This window comes from Pseudoalteromonas sp. G5_S1_14_S5 (assembly GCF_054968605.1).
Genome location: NZ_JBQKUM010000019.1, coordinates 15,340 through 39,564 on the forward strand (window position 1 = coordinate 15,340; position 24,225 = coordinate 39,564).

Here is a 24,225-nt window from a genome sequence, read left to right on the forward strand (position 1 = left end):
ATCACCATCTACAAACTCGAGATAAAAATAAGGCCTTCATGATGAAGGCCTTATTTGTTGTTCACTGACTAGCTGATGTTAGTTATGAGAAACCACAATCAGGCGTAGCGAGTCTAGTTGAACCTGAGCTTTGCTGATATAGCCTGTCAGTTCGTTAATCTGAGCTTCGATCACTTCTAGCTCTTCATCACGAATATTTGGGTTCACCGCTTTCAATGCTTGTAGACGCTCTAATTCACCATTCAGGTTTGTCTGCATATCTCTTTGCGCTTGCTGACGCACTTCTTCCACTTTAGGAAGAACTTGTGCCTCACCCGCTTCGATTAGCTTGTGAATTTCGCCTTGTACCGAGTTAACTAACTTACTTGCTAGATGACGGTTCACCGGGCTCAACTGGCGGTTAAAGCTATCAAATTCAACCTGAGCAGATAGGTCGTTACCACGGCCATCCATCATCAAACGAATCGGAGTCTTAGGTAAGAACTGGCTGAGACCACTGCGTTTTGGTGCTTGTGCATCCACCAGGTAAACTAATTCAAGCAAGATCGTGCCGACCGGTAGCGCTTTGTTCTTAAGTAGTGATACCGCAGAAGTACCCACCCCTTCGCTAAGTAGTAAATCAATACCACCTTGAATCATTGGGTGTTCCCAGCTAATGAAGTTCATGTCTTCACGAGAAAGTGCGGTATCACGGTCGAATGTGATAGTTGCACCTTCATAAGGTAAGCCTGGGTAGCTTGGTACCATCATGTGCTCAGATGGCGTTACGACTAACGCATTTTCACCTTTGTCGTCTTGGTTCAAACCAATGGTGTCAAACAAGCTCAACGCAAAAGTAACTAGGTTAGTGTCGCCATCGGTTGATGCGATCTTCTGTGCAATCTCGTGCGCTTTGTCGCCGCCGTTTGAGTGCATCTCTAGTAGGCGATCTCGGCCTTTTTCTAGATCCGCTTTTAGGCTTTGGTTTAGCTTAGCTGATTCTTCGATCACTTCATCAAGCTGTTCTGTGTTACCAGAAGCCAGCATTTCAATAAGCACGTCTGAATACTTGTCATAAACCGTGCGACCAGTTGGGCAAGTTTCCGCAAATGCATTCAAGCCTTCATCAAACCAACGCGCCAGGATCGCTTGTGATGTACCTTTCAGATAAGGAACATGAATATCGATATCACGCTGTTGACCGATACGATCCAAACGACCAATGCGTTGCTCAAGCAAGTCTGGGTTGAATGGAAGGTCAAACATCACTAATTGATTAGCAAACTGGAAGTTACGGCCCTCAGAACCGATTTCACTACAGATAAGAACCTGAGCACCGCCCTCTTCTTGAGCAAAATAAGCCGCTGCTTTATCACGCTCTAGAATCGACATGCCTTCGTGGAATACAGTTGCACGTACACCTTCACGCTCACGCAGTGCCTGTTCTAATTGAAGCGCCGTACTTGCACGCGATGCGATCACTAGGATCTTTTCGCTACGCTTGTCTTGGATCTTTTCAATCAGCCAGTTAACACGTGAATCGAACTGCCACCAGCTTGAGTCTTCACCTTCAAACTCTTGGAAGATCTCTTCTGGATAAAGCATCTTCATCGCACGAGCTTCTGGTGCCATCTTGCCACCGATCATGCCTGATACACGCATCGACGTGGTGTACTGCGTTGGAATATCCATCGGCAGTAAGTTCACGTTACGTTTAGGGAAGCCTTTGATAGCAGCACGTGTGTTTCTAAATAGAACGCGACCAGTACCATGGCGATCCATAAGGTTATCAATCAGTTCTTGGCGAGCTAATGCTTGCTCTTCTTCGCTGCTGTCACCTTCGATAACACGGAACAGAGGCTCAACATCTTGTTCAGAAAGCAGTTCCGTAATCTGATTCTTCGCGCTGTCTTCAAGCTTCACGCCTGAGAACAGTGCGGTAACAGCATCAGCAACCGGTGCATATTGATCTTCTTCTTCAACAAACGCTTCGTAATCGTAGAAACGGTCAGGGTCCAGTAGACGCAGACGTGCAAAGTGACTCTCACGGCCCAGTTGCTCAGGGGTCGCAGTAAGCAAAAGCACACCAGAAGTATTTTCTGCCAAGCCTTCTACCACTTGGTATTCACGGCTTGGTTTGTCTTGGCTCCACTCAAGGTGGTGCGCTTCATCGACAACCAATAGATCCCACTCACCTTCAAGTGCTTGCTCATAGCGCTTGCGGCTCTTACGTAAGAAATCTAACGAACACAGAACGTATTGCTGAGTATCAAATGGATTATCTGATTCTGCAAAGGCTTCAATACAACGCTCTTCATCAAAGATAGAAAAGTGCAGATTGAAACGACGCATCATCTCAACTAGCCATTGGTGTTGTAGTGTTTCAGGTACCACAATCAGAATACGTTCCGCACGACCAGACAACACCTGCTGGTGAATGATCATACCCGCTTCGATGGTTTTACCTAGACCAACTTCATCAGCTAATAAAACACGTGGCGCATGACGACGCCCCACTTCATGAGCGATGTACAACTGGTGAGGAATTAGGCCAGCACGCATGCCACACAAGCCACGCATGGGGCTCTTGTGCTGTTGGTATTGATTACTTAGTGCACGGTAACGCAACACAAAATTATCCATACGGTCGATTTGACCTGCGTACAGTTTGTCTTGTGGCTTATTAAAACGAATCTGATTGCTTAAGAAGATTTCACGCAGAGTCACTTCTGATTCTTGAGTATCTTCACGTGTACCTAAGTAGGTCAGCAGCCCTTTATCTTCGATTACTTCTTCGACAGATAGAGACCAACCTTCTTGGCATTCGATGACATCGCCTACATTAAACGTTACTCGGGTTACGGGAGCATCCGTACGTGCATACACACGGTTTTCTTCTGATGCTGCAAACATTAGTGTTACTGTGCGAGCATCCATTGCTACAACGGTACCTAAACCTAAATCGCTCTCCGTATCGCTTATCCAGCGTTGCCCCAAAGCAAATGTCATGAATCGACTACCTCAATATTATAGTTGGAATTTGACCTTTTTAACTGATATTTGAAACAAGAACCTTACCGCTCTTGAACTAAAAATATAGCCAAAAATGCCTAGTTTGCAGCCACTTTTTAAGTGCGCTCTAGATAATAAATATCTCGAGAAAATGGTGCAGAAAAAGGTCGCTAATCTTACTCGATGCTGTGATTTAGGTCACGCCTAAAGGAGATGATTTCATGCTTTTTTTCTGTTTTCGCCAATGCAATCAAACTGTCAAAAAAACATGGTTAACCTATTGGTCGTAGATTGCTGGCGTTAGTGAACACGCCATGTTCACCGATCACAATATGGCAATATTTCTCTCGTTGAACTTTAGGTGAGCAGTTGACTATCACCAGAATGAGAGACTAACCTTTAAGTGAGCTTAATCTACGTTCAATCGATGCAAAGCAAGCCGTACGCGGCAAGGAGATGCTATGGGCGAGACCAACCGGAAGCTATTTGTTTTAGACACCAATATCCTACTTCACGAACCCTTCGCTATATTTTCTTTCCAAGAGCACGATGTCGTTATCCCCATGACAGTGCTAGAGGAACTAGACAGAATCAAAGACAGTAAGAGGGACGTTGCAAGAGATGCAAGAATTGCGATTCGAACTCTCGAAGATTTATTCAGGGAAGCCACACCAGACCAAATCTCGGAAGGTATCCCTTTTACTAAAGACATCAAGGCCTCAGGCAGTATCTCAATACTCGCCGATTACGAACTTCAAGAGAGCATCAAAGCCTTTGCCGACGACAAGGCTGGCGATAATCGAATTCTCAACGCTGTACTTTACCTTCAAAATAAACGCGCGCCACGCGAAGTGGTTCTCATCACCAAAGACATCAACATGCGTTTACGTGCAAAAGGGGCGGGCGTACGTTTCGTTGAAGATTATCAAACCGACCAACTCATCGATGATATCCAATACCTCACTAAAGGTTTCCAACAACTTGAGGGGGAATTTTGGGATGGTATCGACAATGTAGAAAGTAAAACTCTAGCTGGCAAAACCTTCCATACGCTAGCAAGAGAGCCTTTCGAACCCACCTTCCTTAATCAATATGTGATTGATGAAGAGAGTGACTTTGCAGCAAGAATTGAAGAGATTGATACCGAAACCGTCACACTCAGAGACTTAAGCCGTGAACGCTTAATGAATCGCAGAGCCTGGGACATCACACCCAAGAATATTTATCAGGGTATGGCAATTGATGCGCTCCTCGACCCAGATATTGACCTGGTGATCCTAACTGGCGCGGCCGGTAGTGGTAAAACACTGCTCGCCATGGCCGCAGCGCTTGAGCAAACTATAGAACGCAAACAGTTCGATAAGATCATCGTAACCCGAAACACGCCTGACATTGGTGAGTCTATTGGTTTCCTTCCGGGTACTGAGGAAGAAAAGATGCTGCCTTGGTTGGCTGCCGTGACCGACACACTGGAAGCGCTGCACAAAAATGACCACTGCACCGAAGGGTCACTGAAGTACATCTGTGATAAAGCCAATATCCAGTTTAAATCGATCAACTTCATGCGCGGCCGTTCCATCCAAAATGCGTTTGTGCTTCTCGATGAGTGTCAGAACCTCACCGCATCACAAATCAAAACCATCATCACCCGTTGTGGTGAAGGGACCAAGATTGTCTGCTCAGGTAACCTAGCGCAGATAGATTCTTCTTACTTAACCCCTGTTACTTCAGGTTTAACCTACATGGTTGAGCGTTTTAAAAACTTCGAAGGCAGTGCCAATATCCACCTCAATGGTGTGGTACGTAGCCGACTGGCAGAGTTTGCCGAAGAGAACATGTAATCCTTTTTGCTATTACTCACCCTCCTTTAAAAACAAAAAGCGCCTCACAATGGAGGCGCTTTTCAACTCTATCTTTGTGCTAACGTTGCTGCAGCAGGCCTGATTTACTCAGTACCACCAACCGTTAACGAATCTAGCTTCAATGTTGGTTGACCAACACCTACAGGCACACTTTGACCAGCCTTACCACACACACCCACACCACGGTCGATGCTTAGATCATTACCCACCATAGACACTTGCTGCATCGCTTCAATACCAGAGCCGATCAACGTTGCACCCTTCACTGGGTGAGTGATCTTACCGTTTTCAATCATGTAAGCTTCAGAAGCCGAGAACACAAACTTACCAGACGTAATATCAACCTGACCGCCGCCGAAGTTTGGTGCATAAATACCTTTATCTACTGTCGCGATGATCTCTTCAGGTGTGTGTTCACCCGGTAGCATGTATGTGTTCGTCATACGTGGCATTGGAAGGTGCGCATAAGACTCACGACGACCGTTACCTGTTGGTGCAACACCCATTAGACGAGCATTCAGCTTGTCTTGCATGTAACCTTTTAAGATGCCGTTTTCGATCAACGTGTTGTACTGACCGTTAACACCTTCATCATCCACGTTCAATGAACCACGAAGGTCAGTCAATGTACCGTCATCGATAATCGTACATAGGCTTGAAGTCACCTGTTCACCAACTTTACCAGAGAATACTGAAGACTCTTTACGGTTGAAGTCGCCCTCTAAACCGTGACCTACCGCTTCGTGTAGTAAAACGCCCGGCCAGCCAGAACCAAGAACCACAGGCATTGCACCAGCAGGCGCAGCAACTGCTTCAAGGTTAACAAGCGCTTGGCGAATCGCTTCATCAGCAAATTGGTAAGCAACTTGAGTACCTTTGTCATCACTTAGGAAGAAGTCGTAACCAAAACGGCCACCACCACCAGCACTACCACGCTCACGGCGATCGCCTTTCTGCGCAAGTACACTGATTGATAGACGAACAAGCGGACGAATATCGCCAGCGTAAGTGCCATCCGTCGCAGCAACCAGCATCTGCTCATGCACACCACTTAGGCTTACCGATACTTCAGTAACCATAGGTTCCTTAGTACGAATGTAAGCGTCCAGTGACTTAAGAAGTTCTGTTTTTTGCTGTTTTTCCCAGCTTGCTAAAGGGTTTACTGCATCATAGTAGGTTTGGTTAGCGTTGCGTTTGAAGGCTTGTACCTTACCGTTTTGACCTTGCTTCGCGATACCACGAGCTGCAATCGCACTTTGCTTTAGACCATCGAGTTGAATTTGGTCAGAATAAGCAAAGCCAGTCTTTTCGCCAGATACTGCACGAACACCCACACCGCAATCGATATTGAAAGAGCCGTCTTTGATGATGCTGTCTTCTAGCACTAAAGATTCGTGCCAGCTTGACTGAAAGTAGATATCAGCATAATCAATTTGGCGGGTAGCAATGCTCGCCAATGTATCTGCGATATTTTGCTCCGTAAGCCCTGTTGGGTTCAGTAGCGCTTCTTCAATTTGATTAATGCTCATAGATGGCTCTTGTTTGTAATTAAAATTGATTGGTAAATCGAGTGTGTTGTGTGATTGGCATATTTTGCCTAATGGATTCACAACTGGATGTGTCTATCTCGACTACCATACTTTTAGGATCTTGGTCTAACTGTGCGACCACTCTTCCCCAGGGATCAACCACCATAGAGTGTCCCCATGTTTCTCTTTGGCAAGGATGCTTACCACCTTGCCCTACCGCAACAATCCACGATTGTGTTTCGATTGCCCGGCATCTTAACAGTGCTTCCCAATGCGCCTGACCGGTTACTGCAGTAAACGCGGCTGGTACCACTATGATCTGCGCGCCTTGCTTGCGTAACTCTGAATACAAGTGAGGAAAGCGCACATCATAACAAATACTTAAACCTAAGTGACCAAAAGGCGTTTCCGTTGTCACAACTCGGTTACCCGAAGTGAAAATATCAGACTCTCGATAACACTTGTGGGCATCGGCGACGTCCACATCGAACATGTGTAGCTTGTCATAGTGAGCCACTAAGCTGCCAAAGTCATCAATCACCAGGGTCGTAGTAGTGACACCCTTCGCTGTGCTTATCGGCATACTGCCCACAATGATCCAAATGCGATGAAGCTTGGCTAACTCAGCCAGTTTCTTCTGCAATGGGCCATCATTCAATAGCTCGGCATACTGGTGATAATCCGCTTTGCTACCGAATACCAATGCATTCTCTGGACACAAAACCCATTTAGCCCCTAACACTTTACACTTGGCTACCTCTTTGGCGAGATAATCCAGGTTACTGTCAGGGTCAGGGCCCGAAGTCATTTGAATCAAACCAACACAATCCATGTGCACTGCTTCTCCACTCATTATGATTCAGAAATTACTATTTATCTGTATATTAGGCCTTACTTTTACTCAGCCAACTTTCTTAGGTTTTCTGGAAGTTGGAACTCACCAGAGCTACGTGAAAGCTCGCTTACCGTTGGTGAATCCAGCGGACCTTTCACTGAGTAATTAACCTGAGTAAAGACCTCAACAACCGGTGAAATAACCGTAGTTACCGCCAACACATACAATGCTGTTTGAGGCGTTACCGCAAACGCTGTTAGCACTGGAATACCCGATGTGATATCTGGCGTAAAGTTTACTTCAGCATCTACCTGACGAGTATTTAGGTTAGCGATACCTTTGATCTTCATCTCTCCCGCCACGGCATCCATGTTCAGGTCATTGGTCAGGAAGATACCATTTTGAATCTTACCCGTGCCTGTAATGCTGTTAAATGCCATGCCTTTATCAAACACATCAGAGAAATCGAGCTGCATCTTACGAATGATCGAATCTAAGCTAAACAAGCCAAGCAGACGAGCCGCCCCGCTCACATCTGAGATAATACCTTTACCAAACTTGGTTTTTACGTCGCCATCCAGAGTATCCATTTTGATACCCCAAGGTGAACCGTCCCAGTCAAGTTGAGCTTCCAGCTCAAATGGTGCTTTTTGAATGCCCGACGTGATACCAAAGCGCTCCATCAACTCACTGTTGTTTTCACCTTCAACGTCAACTTTCAGCGATGAATGACTCTTGTCACCATTCAATTCCCACCAGCCACTGACATCCGCTTTGTTGCCGCCGCTGCGTACCTGAATTTTCTTCCAAGCAAGGCGGTTTTCTTCTCTCGCTAGCTCAACATCCACCTTGCCAACTTTATAGCCTTGTAGCCAGAAGTCGTTCAGGGTTAGCTTGAGGTTCGGCATCACATCATGAATCTTTCTATCCAACTCAGAGATCAGCGGTGCTTCTTGCTCTTTGCGTTGCAGCAATGGTTCTTGCTTTGATTTGTCGCTCCATTCTGGAACAAACAGATGCAAGCGATCCAACGACACGGTTAAATCACAAGGAGGCAGATAATTAATATCCCCTTCTAACTCTTGGCTCGATACTTCCATTTGCCAAGCTTGTTTACTCTTGCGTGCACTAAAATCAACATCATTCCAAGAAATACCACCAAGAATCAGCTCTTTACTTTCAAAAGTCACACGGCTTGGAGCCGGAATAGTTGGTGTGTTCATTTGGTTTAGAACAGCAGTTGATGGCTGTACTGGCTCCATGATCACCGAAAGCCAATCATCAGCATTAAACTTATCAGTACGAATCAATGCATGGTGCCCAACCACAGGGCTAATCTTATAGCCACCTCGACCTAATACTAGGTTGGTCGCGGTTAGATCAGGCACATCACCCGTGATATCAATTTCAGCTTGGTACTTAGTATTCGGCAACTGCAAACGTGCAGTAATCGCTTCTTGGTTACCCGATGCTTGTAGCCTCGCAGAGCCACTCTCTAATGACTTCTTCGCCAATGGGTATGGATAGTCACTTGCCAGATACTTAAGATCAGACTGTAAATCCAATTGGTAAGTAAAGCCGATGTCATTCAATTGGATATCTATCTCGCTTTGCCATTGTGCGTGACCAGATAGGCGACTCAGCCACTGCTCACCAATGTAAGGCTCTAAAGGCTTCACATCCCAGTCGCCTAGCACATCGATATCAACAGCGTAGCCAGGACCATCATTCTGCCCTTTGAAATCAATAGAGATACCTTGTTTAAGTAAGTCTGCCGCCAAACCATTTGCAGTCACCACATCATTATCAAACTCTATCCGACCCGTGGTGTTTTCTAACACCATTGGTGGCGCTTCAATTTCAACATGGTTGCCGCTTAGGTCAGCGTAACCCCACGCTCTGGCTTCTTTATCAGAGTCGAATGGGATATTAAGCTGGAATTCAGAAGAGACATCACCGCTCACTTGAAGTGCGGTTAACGCAGCGCCCACCGAGTCAACCAGTGGCGAAGCTGTCATGTAATCACGCACCGCATTGCCTGACGCGGTGGCCTTAGCTTCTATCTCGATATGACCGCCTTCACCCAAGTAAGGAATACGACCTGTGATTCGATCGGCAGTCACATCCATTAGTTGTGCAGAGCGAGAATCGAGATGCATTGCATCATTCTCAAAAAACAGATCAAGTTGCAGGTCTGTGATCAATGGCCATGCGGTATCAAAGCTAAATTTAGCGTCCTCTAATCGAGCCCAAACTTGAAAAATACCATCGTGATTGGTGTACGGATAGTTATCTAATTGACCGTGCCACAGCAACTTCACCGTGTCAGCCTTACCTGCCTGAATCGCGGTGGAAAGGTAATCCGTCAACTCTTGACCAAGTGCTAAGGTCGGTAGATAACGCCATGTTTCACCGACGTTATAAGCATCTACTTCACCGTAAAATGATAAGAAAGGGCTTGAATCTTTAGGGAAATCTAAGCGAAATGCACCGAGCACCTGTAGATCTGGCGTGGCTGCCGTGACTTTATCAGACCAAAGCTTCCAGCCGTTCTCATCTTGCTGCCACACAATGTCAACCTGACCTTGTTTGATGTTTAAAGGTGCTTGGAAAACATCGCCATACGTGAATACATCGTCAATAATATATAAGCTGGCTTTTGCTTCTGTCATAGAGCCGAACACGCTACCAGAAACTTGGCTAAAGCCCGGTACTAAATCCCACTGCTCGATCGCAAAATCAGAAAAACTAGCCGAGTAACGTAAGCTCTCAATACCAGACTCCATCGATAGACGAATATCAGACACCGTCCCGCCCGGAGACAGCACATTTATCATCTTGGTTGACTCTTCTGAGTCTGGCAGCAGCTTAATCAGCGGTGTAATTGTAGAAACATCGAGCTCGGAGACGTTAAGCTGCCAAGGGCCTTGTTGCCACTTAAATACCACATCGAGTTCAGGCCACGGCGTGTCATCGGTTCTTAAATTAAGTGAGTGACCATTAACTTGCCAGCCTTCATCAATCGGAGACAACTTAAAAACGCCTGATTCAAACATCAGGTCATGCTTACCATCTTCGTTCCAGGTCAACTCTGAAGGCAGCACTTCGACATAGGCGCTTACTGGCTTGCTATTACGTAGCGTAAGCCAGCTATTTAAGCTCACGGTCCCCTTTTCAATGCCAGACTCAGCCTGTATGAAACGGGTTAACCAAGGTTTAATGGAGATGCTATCAGCGCTGACATAAAACTCACCCGTAACATCCGTCAGTGAGCCATCATCAATAAAGTTAGCACTTACTGATAAAGAGTTGAGGTTAGCGTCTTTGATACTTACTACGCCCTCTGCCAGATGGTGTTTACCTGAGTTCTGCCACTTTAAAGTTTCGATATCAAGCTGACGCTCTTCATCAGAGACAGCACGATAAAAGATGGTAGAATCTTTCGCGGTGAAATCAACCAGTGTCTTTAGCAGCAGGTTATCCAGCTCATTCATTAATCGCTTAGAGGAGCCAGAATTTTTAGGTTTATCTGTCTCGTTTTGCCCAGCAAACAGGTCAATAGATCGGATATCAAGATACATCTGGTTCATAACCAGATCGGCTACAACCGGACGCATTTGAACGAGTGATTGAATCAAGTCGAACTCGACTTCAACACGCTCAACAGAGAAGGTCACATCTTCTGCATTAGGAAGGCTAGCTTTTACACCTTGCAGCGCGATGGAGGGGTGAGTGTTACGCCAAAAACCGCCTACGTCTTGAATAGAAAACTCAAAACCAGAATGTTGATTTACCCAAAGCTCAATTTCAGATTGATACTTATTTAAATTGGGTAAGGCTACACGCAGTGTAGTAACAGCAATGGCTAGCGTTACTAAGAGAGTAACCACTAACCATAAGCATGCACGTAGAATCAGAGTAACGCTTGAGCTCACAAAATTTCCATTACATCATAACAACATCAAACTGCTCTTGTATGTACAGAGGCTCAGCCTGGATTTTAACTTGTTTACCAATAAACACTTCAAGCTCAGCAAGCGCATGAGACTCATCGCCTTCTAGCGCTTCAGCAACCGCTGCAGCAGCATAAACCACAAACTTGTCAGCGTCGTAGGCACGATTGACACGAGTGATCTCTCGAAGTATCTCATAACAAACGGTTTCAACTGTCTTCACGCTGCCACGGCCTTCACAAGCAGGACAACTCGAACACAGAATATGCTCAATGCTTTCACGAGTGCGCTTACGCGTCATCTCTACTAAACCAAGCTGTGTAAAGCCATTAATGTTGGTCTTTACACGATCTTTGTCTAGCGCACTTTCTAGGGAAGTTAGTACTCGCTTACGATGGTCTTCCGACAGCATATCGATAAAGTCGATAATGATGATGCCACCTAAGTTACGCAAACGCAGTTGACGAGCAATCGCTTGTGTCGCCTCTACATTGGTGTTGAATATCGTCTCTTCTAGGTTACGACGACCAACAAACGCGCCGGTGTTAATATCAACCGTAGTCATCGCTTCCGTTTGGTCGATGATCAGATAGCCACCAGACTTGAGCTCGACTTTACGCTCCAGAGAGCGCTGAATTTCGTTCTCAGTATCGTACATATCAAAGATAGGCTTATCACCTTCATACAGCTCAAGCTTATCAGTCAGCTCTGGCACGTATTCAGAAGTAAACTCTTTAAGGTTTTCATACTCAAGGCGAGAATCGACCTGAATCTTGCTCAGTTCCGTTCCTACAAAATCACGCAAGATACGCTGACTTAAACACAACTCACCGTACAAACGAGTACGCGCTTTATGCTTGCCACGACGTTCCAATACCTTAAGCCATAAGCGCTTCAAGAATGCCGCATCTTGTGCGAGCTCGTTCGAATCAGCGCCTTCTGCAGCAGTACGGATAATAAAGCCACCATGTTCATCACAGTAATGAGAGACGACCTTCTTGAGGCGATTACGCTCGGATTCGCTATCGATACGTTGAGAAACACCAACGTGACTCGCCCCCGGCATAAACACGAGGTAACGAGATGGCAGAGTGATATCAGTGGTTAGGCGGGCACCTTTGGTACCAAGCGGATCTTTTACGACTTGAACCACAATGTCTTGCCCTTGACGAACAAGCTCTGAAATATCGCGAACCTGAAATTGCTTCTTTTCATTTTCAGCGACACATTCAGTGTGTGGGACAATATCAGAGGCGTGTAGAAAAGCTGCTTTTTCAAGACCGATATCCACAAACGCAGCCTGCATTCCCGGAAGAACACGACTAACGCGACCTTTATAGATATTTCCTACGATTCCGCGTCGAGCGTCTCGTTCGATATGGATCTCTTGAAGAGTTCCCCCTTCAATCATGGCCACGCGAGTTTCACTCGGGGTCACGTTCAGCAACAATTCAGCACTCATGGTGCACCTCAGATTAGTAATTATAAGAATTCTTGCAGTAGCTGGTCCGTTTCAAATAAAGGTAAGCCGACAACGGCGTAATAACTACCTTCGATTCGGGTGACAAAACGCCCACCCAAACCTTGGATCCCATAGCTACCGGCTTTATCGCATGGCTCCCCTGTTTGCCAGTATTGTTCTATTTCTTTTTCACTGAGGGGTTTAAACCATACGTCGGTAATAACGATTTCTGTTTTTTTTTTTTCTTTTGAAACCACTGAAACAGCCGTCATCACTTGGTGGCGTCCATTCGCTAATTGAGTCAGCATACGCTTAGAGTCAGAAAAATCAGCGGGTTTCTCAAGTACTTGCCCTTGGCTCACCACTACAGTATCAGAGCCAAGAACCACTGTTTCAGAATCAAGAGAAATAACATCAGAACCAAGCACTACAGTATCAGAATCAGACGCTACATGCTGCTTTTCAGAAGGATTCGTTGTTAATAAAGACAACGCAGCTAGAGCTTTATCTAAAGATAGCCGCTTAACGTACTCTTCGGCGGTTTCTTGAGTGTGTTTACACTCTTCAACATCGGTCACTAAGACAGAAAACTCATAACCGAGTTGAGATAGTAATTCTCTGCGGCGCGGCGAACCGGATGCCAAAACTAAATGTTTCTTTTCCATCGTCACGCTACCTCACATGCCAATGGCGACGTACGCGTCTCATCAACAAGAACATCCAAGGCCAAAGTATACAGTTTATCAATGCACTCCATAATGATAATGGATTGAAGACAACATCTTGAATCAAATATTCGCCGAAAAATACCAGTACCTCAAACAATACCGTTAACGCCGCAATGATCATGGCTTGTTGCCACAACGCCATATTACGAATTACGAGGAAGTTTAACGCAACAATGTACATCACTATTGCCATCATCATGCCCCGAATACCTAATGTCGAACCAATCAAAAGATCCCACAACAGGCCCAGAATCAAAGCACTGCCTACGTTAACACGATGAGGTAAAGCCAGAACCCAGTAACAAGTCACCAGCAGTAACCAAGAAGGTCTGAACAGGTCTAAACTACCCGGCCATGGAATGGTTTGCAGAATAAGCGCGATCAATAATGAACAGCCAATTACTGCCTTGCTTCTTAAAACGCTATTGGCCATTTTCATCCTCTAACATTGCTTGCTCTATGTTGGATTGATCGGTCTGTTTCTGTTTGTTTTCGTCAGGCCACACAAGCAGCAGATATCTAAGCTTATCAAATTCAACCACAGGGTCCGCTTTGATTAGCGCAAACTCACGTTTCGGATCGTAATCAACCTTAGAAACGTAAGCGACTGGGTAACCTTCTGGATAAACACCACCAAGGCCTGACGTTACTAAGAGATCTTCTTCCTGAATGTCAGTACTGGTTGGAATATGCTCTAGCTGGATTTCGTCAAGCATGCCATTACCAGAAGCAATCACACGGATATCGTTACGGATAACTTGGACGGGAATCGCATTGTTTGCATCCGTCAGTAGCAAGACTCGGCTATTGTGAGCCGCAACAAAAGTCACTTGACCAACAATACCTTTCTCGTTGATCACCGGCTGTCCTTCATACACTCCATCAATATGACCTTTATCGATCACGACTTGATGACGGTATGGAGAGGTATTAACGGCCATAACTTCAGTAACGACTTTCTTTTCATCGCGGATAAACGGAGAGCCTAATAGCTTACGAAGGCGCTTATTTTCTTCTTGATATTGCTCAAGCAAAATAAGCTCGCTCTTCAGTCGCAAGACTTCTCGCTTCATATTATGGTTTGATTCGATCAGTCCTTTACGAGTGCTAAAACGGTCGTATACACCGTCAAACATCGTACGAGGTAGGTTAGCTGCATATTGAATTGGGGCAACCATGCTGTTCAATAGATAGCGGACATTTGAGAAAGTATCTAAACGACTATCAGCCAGCATAAGGCTGGCTGATAAAATTACAGCAAAAAACAGGCGCAATTGTAGAGAGGGACCTCTACCAAAAATTGGCTTCATTCTATATTTGATCCTAGATCTACATTTGATCCTATAGATAAGGTCCTAGGCTCTTTACATAAAACTAGATAATCAAAGAGCCTAACACTAGATATTATTCTTCGCTGAACAGATCGCCGCCGTGCATATCGATCATCTCTAGGGCTTTACCGCCACCTAGAGCAACACACGTTAATGGCTCTTCTGCAACAACAACAGGAATACCTGTCTCTTCTGTTAGCAGGCGATCAAGATCTTTAAGCAGTGCACCACCACCTGTTAGTACCATACCGTTTTCTGAGATATCAGAAGCAAGCTCTGGTGGACACTGTTCAAGTGCAACCATTACTGCAGATACGATACCAGATAGAGGTTCTTGAAGTGCTTCAAGGATCTCATTTGAATTTAGGCTAAAGCTACGAGGCACACCTTCAGCAAGGTTACGACCGCGAACTTCGATTTCTTCGACTTCATCGCCAGGGTAAGCTGAACCGATTTCGTGTTTGATCTTCTCTGCCGTCGCTTCACCAATCAAGCTGCCGTAGTTACGACGAACGTAGTTGATGATCGCTTCATCAAAACGGTCACCACCGATACGTACAGAAGATGAGTAAACCACACCGTTTAGAGAGATAACCGCAACTTCAGTAGTACCACCACCGATATCCACAACCATTGAACCCGTTGGCTCAGATACGCGTAGGCCAGCACCAATCGCTGCCGCCATTGGCTCATCGATTAGGTAAACTTCACGAGCGCCAGCACCCAATGCAGATTCACGGATAGCACGACGCTCAACTTGCGTTGAACCACAAGGTACACAAACCAAAACGCGAGGACTTGGTTTAAGCACACTGTTGTCATGCACTTGTTTAATGAAGTGCTGAAGCATTTTTTCCGTTACGTAGAAATCAGCAATTACGCCATCTTTCATTGGACGGATCGCTGAGATATTACCAGGCGTACGACCAAGCATTTGCTTAGCAGCGTGGCCAACAGCAGCGACACTTTTTGCAGAACCCACACGATCTTGGCGAATAGCTACAACTGAAGGCTCATCAAGAACAATGCCTTGGCCTTTTACATATATAAGGGTATTGGCAGTACCTAAGTCAATCGATAGGTCGTTTGAAAACATGCCACGAAGTTTTTTAAACATATTCTTCGCTCATCCTGCAAGAATTAGAAGACAAAAATTGCACTAAATGTACCAATGCCTTGCAGTCACGGCAAGGCATTGAAGTATAAACATGGACTGAAATCCGCAATTTCTTACAGATTCCTAACTTAACCATCAAAAATTATATTATTACTGACCTGTTAAGCCACTTTCACCACGATAGATCACTCGATCGTTAGCGCGGTAGATACCAAATATAAGCCGAACAACAAGTAATACTAGTTTGGTTCACTCCACCAGATCACGCGATCGCTGCCTCGATAAATACCAAATTGCGCTATACCTGAAACAGTGCCCGCGCCGCTCAAATCTGGGTTCAGCCAAGATAAACCATGTTTATTTAAGTCAAGTTCAGTCTCAATTAAACCTATATCTCCGGCACCTGGCGCTGAAAAGTCAATCCAAGACTCCCCCTTCTCAAACTGAGTATCCTGAGCATCCTGAGCATCCTTTAAACTTGCCTTGACCTCCGGAGGGTTTGGTACCCCTGATGCCACCACGGTGTAGTCATCTGAAATAAAGTCAAAGCGATTGATAGAAACCAAATCGGTACATGAGTCATCTACATTAGTCTCAAAACGTCCCTTTTCAAGATGCTGAACTTCAATACGTTGTCGAGTCGGTGATACCTCCGGACCATAGGTATCATGAATGAGTAAACGTCCCCACCGCAGTTCCATATCCTGATCAATATCTGAAAACGAATACGAGAGACAATCACTGGAAGAATTGCTGTCCGAAGTTTTGAAACACACATTATCTGAATCCATCAAATCACTTGCAGTAAGGGCCAAACTAAAATCAGCCTCAAACGGCTCTACTGGCGGTTCACTTTTCACGTAGCGCAAACGCTCAGTATCACTTAAATACACGCGACCTGATGCAGACTCAGCTGTCGTCCCACCATTACCCTCAAATACTATACTCCGGCCATTGAAATCTTTGTAATTGCGGCCGGTCCACGACGTCGAGTAACGCCACCACTCCTTATGGTAGTAGTTATTAGTTAAAGTCCCCTTTACCGATTTAGGTTCTAGATAGAGCTCAGGTACTTGTTCATAAGTAAAATTTTGACCGATATAACTAAACTTCAAGTCAGGATCATTATCGCTCGAGCAAAACGCATCCAAGTTTGGTACCGAGCTTGAGTCAACGACCGAAAAATATGCTGGATAAAAACGTCCAATATTGGCGCTTAAAGCAGCAGGAATCGTGTGATAATAACTGCCTAAGTAAGTACTAGGAGGCGTCACCTTGATTGAAAATACGCCCACTTCAGAGATGCTTGCTGGCACCGCTTTTGTCTCTCCTGGCGAAAGCAATACACTGCCTGGATTTGTAATGGGTTTATCAGAGCTATCATATAAAACAAGCTCTCCGATCTCCTTCCCGCTAGGAGCTACCAAAAGATGTTCGAATCCAACATTGTCACTATAATTGGGGGTCGGAATTGCACCTCGGGTTGAGTTAGAGCCACTCATTGCCTTAACTTCAATATCAAACTGCTCTCCAGCTTTAGCAAAGGTTGAACAGTTTAAATTGGCACTCGCACACGCTCCCACTTGATTGGCACTATTTTTCGCGCTAACAACAAGTCTCTGTGGGAAGCTAACAAACTCTCCATCACCTTCAACAACTAGGCCCTGATCTCCTGCACTAGGCTGACCAGTGTATTTAGCGTTTAATTGAAGTTTACCCGCATCAGGGTAATCTAATTGCAGTTGAGCTTCTCCATTAGCGTCAAACTGGACATAAATTGGTGTTGCGGTCGATTCCGTATTACCTATCTCCCTATCTGCAATTTTTACTTTGGGCGCTCCCACTATATTACTTGCCGTTGGTGACTCGTAGGTGCTCCAAAAAGCAATACTTTTACTTTCACTGGCAAAGCCCGGGCCACAACGCCCCCCCGCTTGAAGCGTTGCAATGGTAGGTAAATTAGCAATTTTATCACTGACGGCAAGATCAAAACCGTTGCTGGTGAACTGCAATCCACAGTTACGAACACTAAACTCTGAACCCGCTTTACTGCATAAAGTTTTGGCAAAAGGCTTAGTGGTTGGTGAAGATCCAGTCACTCCTAACGTGATACTTCCTATCTGTTTTTTTCGTATATCAAAGCTCGCGCTCCCGCCACTAAAAGTAACGACGTTGCCACCAACCCATCCACCATCATTTAGAGTCGCCGGTGCGAGGTGAGCGGTCACCGAATCGGTATATCTCGAACTACAGTCTGCATCCAAGCAAGCTTCAATCAACACACTTTCCGCATTGCAAGTCAGCTCTTGACCGGAATGGGTTAACCTAAAGTGATCAATTTGCTTCCCTACCGGACGTGAATCCAAAGCACATACCTGCAGGTTGTCGATTTCATGAATGTTAGTCAAATCTCCCGTTGATCCGGTTATCGATAATAGGAAATCATTAGGGATTGCAGATTGACTGTATTGATTATTCAATACATCAATAGGCCCGACAATGGAACTCCAGTCACCACTGCCAATTTTACGGAAGATCTCAGCATACGACTGTTCATTCAGCCGAGAATCAATGACAATTTTATAACGGTGATTGGCTCCATTATTATCATCAACTGAAGGGGTTAAACACTCACCACTTGAAGACTTTGTACCATCCTCACATGCTCCCGCAAGATATTGATAACCCGTTTCTCCACTACCTGAGCCCCGCAAAGCGACACTTTGTCTGCGTCGCCCTGGCTTTTCACCGCTCCCCCCTTCATTCGAGTAGTTCCCATATTCATCAATGCCAATACCAAGCCAGCCCCCCGCAAAACCCGGCTCTCCGCTTTTAAAACCATACCCCAACGGCCCACCAAATGCTCCCGGAATAGGGGTTATAGTGGCATCGGAAAGAACAATGGCAATACCGTCAGCACCGTCACCACCATACGCGTAGTGATCAAATTCAATTTCCACTAAATTATCTTTTGCAGGAAATAACCTCTGATAAGTCGAAGCCGTCGACTGGTCTCTTTTGGCTTCAGTAAATCTAAGACGATTATTTATGACTTGAGGAGTAAACGGTCCTTTACTTCGAGAAGTAACCCATAGATTAGAAAGGTTGCCACTATTGAAATCATCGGTAAAGCATTGAAGGACAGGAGTGTCTGAACACTGATGCCTTTGAGCCATCAACTCTTCGATTTCGCTCTTGGAAAGTGCTTTTTCGAAAAGTTGAATCTCATCAATGAAGCCATCAAACGCCCTACCTGGGTAGTTTTGGTCTTGGCCAATCTGAAGCGAATCGTTATTCGTTACTATATTTTCAACATCTTCAAGTCTTCCTTCACTGCTAGCATCAATAAATAGTCTTGCCACTTCATTGTTTTGGTTATAGCGGACAGTGATAAAACTCCATTGATTCAACGGTAGTGATTTTGTACTCGTTATTGATTTTTGACCATCTTCATCTTCCCACCACCAAAACACTTTTCCTTGCGAGTTAATATGAAACTCATAATTGGAGTCTTTAGATAAAATAGTATGCAGGCCAGAGCTCGGGTAACTCACAGGACGAACCCAAGCTGATATGGTGAAGGAGCCATTCATATCTAAAAGAGCAGTGTCTGCAATTTCAATAAACTGATTCGCGTTATTATCAAACACGCCATAGCCACAGGTGCCAAGTGAACTTATCGTTGGAAGTGCAGGGGTAGTTGATGCTGTATTCAGACCATTGAATGCTGTTCCGTGATGCCGATTTCCAGAACTATCGACCACTTCATTACTATTACCATTCCAGCTTGCTTCATCCAGATGATAAAGTGCAACAGGGTCAGGAAGCGTAATGCCTGAACTGCATGCATCTTTTGGAACCGTTTGATATAGGCAAGTTCCGTCAACCGTGCTGCCAGTGTTAACAAATACCTTTCCTCTGTCTTGCGGCCCTGCGGTAACATCACCGACAACATGAGTTGCCTCTCCAAGTACTATGTTGTTCTCGGTACTCTCAATATCACCCGCTATATTGGAGATCGTTGAAGATACGTCGGTCCCATTGCTTAAGCGATTAATATTAATTGCTTGCTTTGCTTTAATATTGTCGGCCACATTAGTATTGACCAATCGAATTGATTGATCGCGGCTCACCACCTCACCGCCGACGGCACTGCTTGTATTAGTTGCGTAAGTGCCATTACTCAACACATTAATGTTGACAGAAAGCTTCGCGTCTACTTCATCCGTTATATTAGCATTCAGAATTCGAATTGAACTGTCACTACTTTTTACTTTTCCTCCAACGCTAACGTGACTATTAGACACGTACGAACCATTACTTAACGTATTAATATTAATAGATTGTTTTGCCTCTACATCACCCTCGATCTGTGCATCGACGACTCGAATAGAGCTATCGTAACTTTTAATCTTTCCTTCTATAATCGATGCTCGTGATGCAGCAAACGAACCATTACTCCGCACATTAATATTCACTGACTGTTTAGCGACTACGTCGCCACGCACATCCGTATTTATCATTCGAATGCTGCTATCTGAACTTATTACTTTGCCGAGTATGAATGAATAGTGATTGCTGTTATGGCTGCCGTTCGCGAATTCATTAATAACTATAGATTGTTTAGCTTCCGCGGCACCATAAATGGTTGTGTCAATAATCCTTAAATGTCCACCTGTACTTTTTACAGATATCCCGCTAAAACTTGGATAACCAATAATATTATCTTCGAAATAGATGCTATTTTTGACTTCTAGTGTGGATGTCTTATAAGCAATAAGGATATCGCCTTTTTGCAGGGACAGTGAGCCATTACACTTATACTTACTATTGTTAATGGACCAATCACCACTACAAGGGGGTAATGGATACTGTTTAGGCGAATTGTAGCTTGTTAGATAGTAATACGCGGCTGCGGATTGAAATGAAACCAGTAGCAATGCTGACAATATAAAAATTCTAGCTATCATCACGAAGTCCTACTTGAATAACTCTTTGTAATATCCACTGCCCAAAAGTACATTGCCCTGTCGAAACTAATTGACGAACTACCTCGCCATTATCCATTACTCCGATTCCATTACACTCGATTGTTACAGAACATTGCTCCAAACCAGCACCATTGTAGTTAATTGTTTGAGGTTTACCTAAATGGCAGCTTCCTTCTGTCGTGGTTTGATAAAAGCGGCTAATTTCTATTTGTGCACCAGATCGCGCAGCCATTTCAGCCCTCGATCCTATGACTGAAGCAAGAAGTTGCTCACTTCCTCGCTCTTGATTACGATTAGCAACAAGCGCAGCCAACCCTATCACTACCACTAGCATAAAAATGACCAGCATCAGCCCGCTACCTTGTTGTTTACGGCGTGTTGTAGACAAGCGCATCATCATCAAACCTCATCACCTCACCATTGCTGGTCAAGGTCAACTCTATTTTTACTAAACCATTTCTTTGCAACTGCGCCGCTTGCGCTAAGAAATGGCCACCCAATAGACTATCAACCAAAAACACCCCTGAACCCAATGACGTGTCTCCCGGCTCTAAGGTTCGGTCCATACTATAGCCATCATATCGCCGTAGCTCATCTCCTACTATGCAAAACGCAACCGGCTGAGAATAAACATAAAAACGATTTGCTGGAGAGTTATTAGCAAACTTAGTGGCTGAAGCAAGCTCAATATCGATCATTGTGGAAGAGTCTGCTGGTGAGAAATCAATATCACGATCGAGCACGGCCACTTGGCTGTCAGTCGGGGAGAGCTTGCCTCTAAGCTGAGCATTAGAGGTCGGATAAACCGCGATCCGATCGCCCTTCTTACCGGCATCCGTAAAAGGCAGAGCTCTCAAAGTATGACTTGGAGAGAGAGTAGGTAAATTAGTATAAATACCGCTATTTACTATGGGAAAGAACTCAACACAACGTCCACTTGAATTGGTGACCACACTGTTGGGGACGGCTTCACGAATCTCACGCCGCAATCTCTCTGTAGCAAAGCGACCTTGTTGAATTAATGAATTTCGCGCTTCAACATCAGAATATAGCGTAAGAGACAGACGTATCACTTCTCCAACAAATAACCCAACGATGCCCAGTAGCGTAATAGATAGCACCATTTCTATGAGGGTAAAACCTCGAACCTTATTCAAAAGTTCCCCTTAATCGCTGAGATTGGATACTCTTGACCTTGACGATCGGTAATGATGACATTGATACGCTTATAGTGCGTCGCGATTGCAGAGGTTTGCCCTAGCATGGTTCCAGAATCATCGACGTCGTAAAACACTTCAATCTTGACTGTGTAATCGGTGTAGCTTGTATGCATTCCTTGCAGCACATTATCAAGCACATCTGTCACATCCCCCGTCAAGCCATTAAAATCATCCACATCATTAAAAGCGGCTTTAGCGGAAAAATTTTCACCACTATCAGGCCCCAAATCTTTGGGTAAAGTGCACGACTCTGTATCATCAACCAATTTAGGGATACAGTTAGGTAAACCACCGTAAGGGCTTGATTTGTTGTCAAAATTACGACCCAGTATTTCGTCCATAACGGCGCGTCCTAGCTCTGTTGCTTTAACCGCAGCCGCCTGATCGACACTTTGCTTGCCCAGAGGAAACAAGGAGACCGTCACCCCCGTGATAGCGATGGCCAGAATCGTCATCACGATAACCATTTCAATTAACGTGAAGCCTCTGAGTTTAGCAATCATTAATCCCCCCTTGGGTATTAACACAAATCGACAGCGACATACCCGACTGAGGTTGAACGGTTAATCGACATTGACCACTACTGGTCGCACATTGCTTTGGGCGGCCTAGGCTATCAAAGTCGATAAACGGAGAACCATCCGCTGACGTCAACAAGACCGTGGCATCATAAGCTGACATATCGACAAAACTGCTGTCTGATTTATTTAGATCAGAGCCGCACTTCGAGTTCTGAGCTTCTTTCACTTGACCTACTTGGTTTTGCGCGACACCCCATCGATTACACAGCTCGCTGCGATGCATCGCTCGCAGCTGAGTCAAGCGAAGAGAAGAGATGAGTTCACTCTTGATCATATGACGATCAAAAGAACGGGCACCAAAGTAACGGCTAGCAGCGTATGTGGACAGTATCGCCAGTAAAAGCATGACAGTGATCAGCTCTACCAGAGTAAAGCCTTTGGATGTGGGGCTGTTATCCATCATGATCCTCTAACTGCCTAGCAAATACTGATTATACAAGATAACGAAGTTTACGATCTTATGTATATGAATAGTTGTAACACTTATGTGTTTTAGATAGAAAAAAGGCCAGCAGGTGCTGGCCTTCGAATCTAAATTATTACAGTTATTGACATGCACCAGCCGTAGCATTAGTACCAGTAGAGCTAACTACACGAGCGGTAGCTTGTGCTGAAGAAGTCGCTGAAGTGTAACGAACACATTGAGTGGTAAAGCCTTGAAAGCCATAATCAACTGTCCCACCAGCACTAACAGAGCCATCAGCAAGATATACGAAGCCATCCATATCTATTGCTGCAGCGATACCTGCAGAGGTAGCTGTTGGGTAACCCCAAATAGTCTGGACGCCTTCAACATCGACAGGCGTGCTTGAAGTTTCTCTGCCTTCAATAGAAGCTTTACCAAATACGATCCCTGAAGCGCCATTCATTGCTCCAGCTAAGCCTTGAAGTGCTGACTCTTTCGCATCATCTTGCAGGTTTAGGAAACGGGGTGCTGCTGTTACAGCAAGAATACCCAGAATAACAATTACCACCACGAGTTCGATTAGGGTGAAACCGCCTTGTCTTTTCATAGTTAAGCTCTCTCTATGTTTGATTTTACGCAGACTTACTGCAAAGTTACGGTCACACGACCAGTTTTAATTTCGTAAACAAATTGGTGCTTGGTACTGCCTTCTAACTGAACGTAGGTACAGGTTGCAGCACCTGAATTCGCTTGCGCTGAATATTTGTAGTTTGAGTTGTTCGCGACATCTGCAATGGGACCTACTTTCGGTGGGTTTTGCAGTAAGTTTTCCATCAACTCAGAACATGTTTTATCTGAAATCGCTTGTGGCGCGGCACCTGAATTATTGTTCAGAGTCCATGGGTAGCCGTCTCGGAAGCCAGTATCAAGGTTACTACTGCTCTTCGAACGGGTTAACCAAAAATCAACACCATCGTAATTGACGGTGTTGTACCTTTCTGCAACGATCGTCTCTGAGGGCCTCGCTTGTGCTTCCCACTGTGCTCTCGCCGACAAAACGGCGGTTGCAAAACCACCAGCGACACCTTCAATACTGGATTTCTTGGCTTCATCCGTGACATCGAGAAAACGAGGTAACGCAGCGACCGCCAATAGACCCACCACAACGATCACAATCACTAACTCGACAAGGGAGAAACCCTTTTGATTTTTAAGCACT

The 24,225-nt window shown here is 45.1% G+C and carries 17 protein-coding genes; 1 reads left to right on the forward strand and 16 read right to left on the reverse strand.

Features of this window, described 5'->3' with window-relative positions:
• Positions 1-78 precede the first annotated feature (78 nt).
• Positions 79-2,988: an RNA polymerase-associated protein RapA gene (gene rapA, locus ACTRWI_RS07895; RefSeq protein WP_499130341.1), complete on the reverse strand. Its 2,910-nt coding sequence runs from the start codon at positions 2,986-2,988 to the stop codon at positions 79-81.
• Positions 2,989-3,452: 464 nt separating this feature from the next.
• On the opposite strand from rapA, the gene ACTRWI_RS07900 reads away from it, so the two are divergent.
• Positions 3,453-4,832 (forward strand): PhoH family protein, encoded by a 1,380-nt coding sequence (locus ACTRWI_RS07900; RefSeq protein WP_499130343.1) that lies wholly within the window; start codon positions 3,453-3,455, stop codon positions 4,830-4,832.
• A gap of 104 nt (positions 4,833-4,936) precedes the next feature.
• Here the strand turns inward: ACTRWI_RS07900 and tldD are convergent, their stop codons facing one another.
• From tldD to ACTRWI_RS07975, 15 genes are all read right to left on the reverse strand, one after another.
• Positions 4,937-6,382 carry a metalloprotease TldD gene (gene tldD / locus ACTRWI_RS07905; RefSeq protein WP_499130345.1) on the reverse strand — a complete coding sequence of 482 codons (1,446 nt, stop codon included), beginning with the start codon at positions 6,380-6,382 and terminating at the stop codon, positions 4,937-4,939.
• A 19-nt stretch (positions 6,383-6,401) separates the two neighbouring features.
• On the reverse strand, positions 6,402-7,235 hold the full coding sequence (locus ACTRWI_RS07910) for a carbon-nitrogen hydrolase family protein (RefSeq protein WP_499130347.1): 834 nt from the start codon (positions 7,233-7,235) through the stop codon (positions 6,402-6,404).
• Between the two features lie 44 nt (positions 7,236-7,279).
• The gene (locus tag ACTRWI_RS07915; protein ID WP_499130348.1) at positions 7,280-11,152 is read right to left on the reverse strand and encodes a YhdP family protein; all 3,873 of its coding nucleotides are present in this window, start codon (positions 11,150-11,152) and stop codon (positions 7,280-7,282) included.
• Between the two features lie 10 nt (positions 11,153-11,162).
• A complete protein-coding gene (rng, locus tag ACTRWI_RS07920; RefSeq protein WP_499130350.1) occupies positions 11,163-12,632 on the reverse strand; it encodes a ribonuclease G in 1,470 nt (489 codons plus the stop codon).
• A gap of 20 nt (positions 12,633-12,652) precedes the next feature.
• Positions 12,653-13,297: a Maf family protein gene (locus ACTRWI_RS07925; protein ID WP_499130351.1), complete on the reverse strand. Its 645-nt coding sequence runs from the start codon at positions 13,295-13,297 to the stop codon at positions 12,653-12,655.
• 7 nt (positions 13,298-13,304) lie between these two features.
• The gene (mreD, locus tag ACTRWI_RS07930; RefSeq protein ID WP_499130352.1) at positions 13,305-13,793 is read right to left on the reverse strand and encodes a rod shape-determining protein MreD; all 489 of its coding nucleotides are present in this window, start codon (positions 13,791-13,793) and stop codon (positions 13,305-13,307) included.
• Positions 13,783-14,670 carry a rod shape-determining protein MreC gene (gene mreC, locus ACTRWI_RS07935; protein ID WP_499130353.1) on the reverse strand — a complete coding sequence of 296 codons (888 nt, stop codon included), beginning with the start codon at positions 14,668-14,670 and terminating at the stop codon, positions 13,783-13,785. Before mreC ends, mreD begins: the two co-directional genes overlap by 11 nt.
• Positions 14,671-14,764: 94 nt before the next feature.
• Positions 14,765-15,808 (reverse strand): rod shape-determining protein, encoded by a 1,044-nt coding sequence (locus ACTRWI_RS07940; protein ID WP_004740843.1) that lies wholly within the window; start codon positions 15,806-15,808, stop codon positions 14,765-14,767.
• Between the two features lie 239 nt (positions 15,809-16,047).
• On the reverse strand, positions 16,048-20,778 hold the full coding sequence (locus tag ACTRWI_RS07945) for a DUF8613 domain-containing protein (RefSeq protein WP_499130354.1): 4,731 nt from the start codon (positions 20,776-20,778) through the stop codon (positions 16,048-16,050).
• Entirely contained in the window at positions 20,768-21,199 is a 432-nt protein-coding gene (locus tag ACTRWI_RS07950) for a hypothetical protein (protein ID WP_499130355.1), read from the reverse strand. Before ACTRWI_RS07950 ends, ACTRWI_RS07945 begins: the two co-directional genes overlap by 11 nt.
• Complete coding sequence (locus ACTRWI_RS07955; RefSeq protein ID WP_499130356.1) at positions 21,168-21,956, reverse strand: PilW family protein; 789 nt, start codon at positions 21,954-21,956, stop codon at positions 21,168-21,170. The genes ACTRWI_RS07950 and ACTRWI_RS07955 overlap by 32 nt, the downstream gene beginning before the upstream one ends.
• On the reverse strand, positions 21,953-22,522 hold the full coding sequence (locus ACTRWI_RS07960) for a prepilin-type N-terminal cleavage/methylation domain-containing protein (protein ID WP_499130357.1): 570 nt from the start codon (positions 22,520-22,522) through the stop codon (positions 21,953-21,955). The genes ACTRWI_RS07955 and ACTRWI_RS07960 overlap by 4 nt, the downstream gene beginning before the upstream one ends.
• The gene (locus ACTRWI_RS07965) at positions 22,512-23,003 is read right to left on the reverse strand and encodes a pilus assembly FimT family protein (RefSeq protein ID WP_499130359.1); all 492 of its coding nucleotides are present in this window, start codon (positions 23,001-23,003) and stop codon (positions 22,512-22,514) included. Before ACTRWI_RS07965 ends, ACTRWI_RS07960 begins: the two co-directional genes overlap by 11 nt.
• Positions 23,004-23,145: 142 nt before the next feature.
• The gene (locus ACTRWI_RS07970; protein WP_499130361.1) at positions 23,146-23,613 is read right to left on the reverse strand and encodes a type II secretion system protein; all 468 of its coding nucleotides are present in this window, start codon (positions 23,611-23,613) and stop codon (positions 23,146-23,148) included.
• A gap of 35 nt (positions 23,614-23,648) precedes the next feature.
• Positions 23,649-24,224: a prepilin-type N-terminal cleavage/methylation domain-containing protein gene (locus ACTRWI_RS07975; protein WP_499130363.1), complete on the reverse strand. Its 576-nt coding sequence runs from the start codon at positions 24,222-24,224 to the stop codon at positions 23,649-23,651.
• Position 24,225: the final 1 nt, after the last annotated feature.

What these genes read in the sequence shown, in the direction of transcription:
- ACTRWI_RS07965 (WP_499130359.1), bottom strand. Translation starts at nt 23,003, where the DNA reads ATGATGGATAACAGCCCCACATCCAAAGGCTTTACTCTGGTAGAGCTG.
- ACTRWI_RS07960 (WP_499130357.1), bottom strand. Translation starts at nt 22,522, where the DNA reads ATGATTGCTAAACTCAGAGGCTTCACGTTAATTGAAATGGTTATCGTG.
- mreD (WP_499130352.1), bottom strand. Translation starts at nt 13,793, where the DNA reads ATGGCCAATAGCGTTTTAAGAAGCAAGGCAGTAATTGGCTGTTCATTA.
- ACTRWI_RS07910 (WP_499130347.1), bottom strand. Translation starts at nt 7,235, where the DNA reads ATGAGTGGAGAAGCAGTGCACATGGATTGTGTTGGTTTGATTCAAATG.
- rng (WP_499130350.1), bottom strand. Translation starts at nt 12,632, where the DNA reads ATGAGTGCTGAATTGTTGCTGAACGTGACCCCGAGTGAAACTCGCGTG.
- ACTRWI_RS07945 (WP_499130354.1), bottom strand. Translation starts at nt 20,778, where the DNA reads ATGATAGCTAGAATTTTTATATTGTCAGCATTGCTACTGGTTTCATTT.
- ACTRWI_RS07925 (WP_499130351.1), bottom strand. Translation starts at nt 13,297, where the DNA reads ATGGAAAAGAAACATTTAGTTTTGGCATCCGGTTCGCCGCGCCGCAGA.
- tldD (WP_499130345.1), bottom strand. Translation starts at nt 6,382, where the DNA reads ATGAGCATTAATCAAATTGAAGAAGCGCTACTGAACCCAACAGGGCTT.
- ACTRWI_RS07900 (WP_499130343.1), top strand. Translation starts at nt 3,453, where the DNA reads ATGGGCGAGACCAACCGGAAGCTATTTGTTTTAGACACCAATATCCTA.
- ACTRWI_RS07970 (WP_499130361.1), bottom strand. Translation starts at nt 23,613, where the DNA reads ATGAAAAGACAAGGCGGTTTCACCCTAATCGAACTCGTGGTGGTAATT.
- mreC (WP_499130353.1), bottom strand. Translation starts at nt 14,670, where the DNA reads ATGAAGCCAATTTTTGGTAGAGGTCCCTCTCTACAATTGCGCCTGTTT.
- rapA (WP_499130341.1), bottom strand. Translation starts at nt 2,988, where the DNA reads ATGACATTTGCTTTGGGGCAACGCTGGATAAGCGATACGGAGAGCGAT.
- ACTRWI_RS07950 (WP_499130355.1), bottom strand. Translation starts at nt 21,199, where the DNA reads ATGATGATGCGCTTGTCTACAACACGCCGTAAACAACAAGGTAGCGGG.
- ACTRWI_RS07940 (WP_004740843.1), bottom strand. Translation starts at nt 15,808, where the DNA reads ATGTTTAAAAAACTTCGTGGCATGTTTTCAAACGACCTATCGATTGAC.